General features: G+C 60.0%; 4 protein-coding genes. 2 read left to right on the top strand and 2 right to left on the bottom strand.

Translation table 11 applies throughout. From position 1 onward, the window contains the following. The first annotated feature begins 431 nt into the window (after positions 1-431). Positions 432-836: a helix-turn-helix domain-containing protein gene (locus AruPA_RS21480; RefSeq protein ID WP_265638767.1), complete on the top strand. Its 405-nt coding sequence runs from the start codon at positions 432-434 to the stop codon at positions 834-836. A 117-nt stretch (positions 837-953) separates the two neighbouring features. Here the strand turns inward: AruPA_RS21480 and AruPA_RS21475 are convergent, their stop codons facing one another. Both AruPA_RS21475 and AruPA_RS21470 read right to left on the bottom strand, forming a co-directional pair. Beyond that, the gene (locus AruPA_RS21475) at positions 954-1,685 is read right to left on the bottom strand and encodes a cation transporter (RefSeq protein WP_265638766.1); all 732 of its coding nucleotides are present in this window, start codon (positions 1,683-1,685) and stop codon (positions 954-956) included. A 1-nt stretch (position 1,686) separates the two neighbouring features. After that, positions 1,687-2,091 carry a helix-turn-helix transcriptional regulator gene (locus AruPA_RS21470; protein ID WP_265638765.1) on the bottom strand — a complete coding sequence of 135 codons (405 nt, stop codon included), beginning with the start codon at positions 2,089-2,091 and terminating at the stop codon, positions 1,687-1,689. 25 nt (positions 2,092-2,116) lie between these two features. Between AruPA_RS21470 and AruPA_RS21465 the strand changes: the two genes are divergently transcribed. Then, a complete protein-coding gene (locus AruPA_RS21465; protein ID WP_265638764.1) occupies positions 2,117-3,118 on the top strand; it encodes a cation diffusion facilitator family transporter in 1,002 nt (333 codons plus the stop codon). Positions 3,119-3,316: the final 198 nt, after the last annotated feature.

Below are 3,316 nucleotides of genomic sequence, written 5' to 3'. Positions count from 1 at the left end.
GCACGCAGGGCATCGGGCGCGCCGTTCTGCGAGATCTCGCGCTTGGAGATGATCTGCACCGCCTGCGCGGCCTTGGCGATGTTGATGCCGGAACTGCTCAGCGGCGAGGTCTGGACGATGATTTTCTTGATGTGAACCGCGTGCGGCGATTCGGCCGAACTGGGCGCGATCGGCATGATGATCGGTGGAGCCGAGACAGTAGTCACAGACTGCGCATAGGCTGGCAGGCAGACAGCGCCGAGCGTCACGGTAAGCCAGCCTGCTCTATAGCCGGCTTGGCGCAAGTTCGTCGTCATTAGGCGTTTCCTCAGTTTCTTCATAGTAGTCTTGACCGCGCCGCGCCGCCTGAGCGAACGGATTAATCCGTTGTTGCTCTCACCCGCTAGACGTCCAAGCCTTGATGCACCTTATAGTTGCTGTAAGGTCAAGCCATGGAAGCTCTCTTAACCGTTGGCGCCTTGGCGCGGCTGACTGGCGCAACCCGCCAGACTATCCGCTGGTATGAACAAATCGGCTTGCTGCCAGCGCCTAACCGCAGTGCTGGCAATTATCGCCTTTATGGTGACGATCATCTGGCAAGGCTTCGTTTCATCCGACGCTGCCGCGATTTGGGGTTCAGCCTCGAAGTTGTGCGGAATTTAGCGGATCTCGCAGCAAAAGATGGGGAGGATTGTGCCGATGTTGCGACAATTGCAAATGTCCGCCTAATCGAACTCGACAATAGAATTGCCACTCTGATGGCGCTGCGACAAGATCTCGCTGCTGTTATCAATGACTGCGCCGGAGGCCGAGTGAGCTGTTGCCGAATACTGTCGGCATTGTCGCCTCAGCAGTAGCTGAGGCGATGAGGTGATTGGCGACGCAAGGGCGTCGTGGCTGAATGGGTGATCGGTCTCCAGATCATTTACCCGTGCAGACCTTGTAGAATTCCCAATGCCGGCAAAAGAGAATTTTTATCGCAGTATACCAGAATCTTCCGTTGAGCAGGCCGTGCATTCTTCGCCAGACCACGCCTCGCGTGCCTCGCGGACTACAAACCAAACGATGGCAAGCGACGTTACAGGATCGATCCACCAGGCACCGATCGTCAGGTCCGCGACAAGCCCGATCACCACCACGAGGGACAACCAGCCGCAGGTGATGCTTTCCACAGCGTCTGCCCGCATGGCGCGGCTACCCAATGACGTGGCAAGCGCGATCTTGCGACGAGCAAGCATGAACATGACCGGCATCGCGAGCAGGGCCACCACAAAGCCGGCGATCGAGAACGTCTCGCCATGATGCGTCCAGAATGACCACGCCACGCCACCAATGATGAACAATGCGAGGACATACAACAGAACCCCGCCGACCCGGCTGGCGCGGCGCTCGGCTGCTTCGGAGACCATCTGTCCGTGACGCAATTCGACGGTCAGGCGCCAGATCAGCACACCGGCCGACGCCAGTTCGATCAAGCTGTCGAAGCCGAATGCTGCCAGAGTTAGGCTACCGGCATCCACCGCGGCGCCGATCGCAACCGTGCCCTCCACGACCATCCAGGCCACGGTCAACCACTCCAGGCGGAAAGCCCTACCGATCAAATCAGCGCGCTCGATCGACCCTTCAGGATTCACCGGCAGCGCGCCGCACCCGCCGACCACCGAAATGGGCGCGGCCGACTCGTTGCCGCAATACGTCTCCGCCATTTCAGGCAGCCACGTTTACATCAGCCGCAGCGGTATCAATCGTCTCGGCCGGTTCAGCGACATGCGCCACCATGTCGGTGATAGTGCAGCGGACATGGTGATCGGCCAAAGTATAAAAAACCTGCTTGCCAAGCCGCTCGGCGCGAAGAATGCGGGCCGCACGCAACAGACGGAGATGGTGACTAACCAGCGAGGGCGACAGTCGCGTCAAGGTCGCGATATCGGACACGCAGATCGGGGCGCCGAGACAGGTCAGCACCACCCGTAACCGACTCGGATCGCCGAGCAGTCGAAACATGTCCGCCAGTTCGATTGCCAAGTCGTCCGTGATCGAGGGAGAAACAGACATCACAAGATATCTCATAGTTGAAGATCTGTTCATATGACGATACAGGATATCGAGCAAGTCACACCGACACGGAGACAACGGCATGTCCGCACCCGATCATGGCGCCCATCATCACGGGGATCGGCACCCTGCCCATGAGGGGCACGACGATGATGGCCGCGCCCATGGCCATGATCACGCGCACGGACCGGGGGGCCATCACCATGCCCCGGGTTCGTTCGGCAGCGCTTTCGCGCTCGGCACCGCACTCAACGCCGGTTTCGTTGCATTGGAAATTTTCTTCGGAATCGCCGTTCATTCGGCAGCACTACTGGCCGATGCCGTGCATAACCTCGGTGACGTTTTCGGTCTTCTGATCGCCTGGGGCTCGGTTTTGCTTGCGCGGCGGCGGCCGACCGCGTTGCGAACCTACGGTTGGGGCCGTGGGACCATCATGGCGGCTCTGATCAATGCGGTCGTGCTGCTCCTGGGGTGTGGTGCCATCACGATCGAGGCGTTGCGCCGGTTCGCAGCACCGCAACCGGTCGGAGGCATCACCATCATGTGGGTCGCGGCGACCGGCATCGTGATCAACGGGGTGACAGCGCTCATGTTCATGAGCGGTCGCAAGGGCGATCTGAACGTCAGGGCGGCGTTTATGCACATGGCTTCCGATGCGGTGGTGTCAGTTGGCGTGGTCGTTGCAGGGCTGCTCATTACGCTCACCCACCTGCGCTGGATCGACCCTGCGACCAGCCTGGTTCTCGTCGCGGTGATTGTGATCGGCACCTGGACCCTGTTGCGCGATTCGGTGAACCTTGCGATGGATGCGGTGCCGAATGGCCTCGATCTCGCAAAGGTCGATGCCATGCTGCGCGGCCTGCCGGGTGTCGCTGATGTTCATGACCTTCACATCTGGGGTCTGAGCACAACCGAGATTGCGCTTACCGCGCACCTGGTTCAGGATCCAATCCATGCCGATACCTTGGTGCAGCTCGCGACTGCAAAGGTTCGCGAACGATTCGGGATCGGTCATGCAACATTTCAGATCGAAACGCCGGCGACCGCGGATCGGTGCGATCTGCGCCCCGCTCATGTAGTGTGATGCCGCGGCTCACACGATGGGCCGCGTGATTACCGCCGAGGACAACCTGATCGCTACGTTTTGGTTCCCATCATGCCGCGCATCATCGCCGGCATGCCTTCCTTGGCAAACCGATCGAGTTCCTTGGCGTGCGCGTAGATCACCTTGACCATTTCAGGGTCATCCGACGTCTCGGTCACCTCGATACCGGTCGGCAGC

The sequence above is a fragment of the Acidiphilium sp. PA genome (genome assembly GCF_026191915.1).
GTDB lineage: Bacteria > Pseudomonadota > Alphaproteobacteria > Acetobacterales > Acetobacteraceae > Acidiphilium.
The sequence above is the reverse complement of the archived record's forward strand: the minus strand, read 5'-3'. Positions and strand labels throughout refer to the sequence as shown.

What these genes read in the sequence shown, in the direction of transcription:
- AruPA_RS21480 (WP_265638767.1), top strand. Translation starts at nt 432, where the DNA reads ATGGAAGCTCTCTTAACCGTTGGCGCCTTGGCGCGGCTGACTGGCGCA.
- AruPA_RS21475 (WP_265638766.1), bottom strand. Translation starts at nt 1,685, where the DNA reads ATGGCGGAGACGTATTGCGGCAACGAGTCGGCCGCGCCCATTTCGGTG.
- AruPA_RS21465 (WP_265638764.1), top strand. Translation starts at nt 2,117, where the DNA reads ATGTCCGCACCCGATCATGGCGCCCATCATCACGGGGATCGGCACCCT.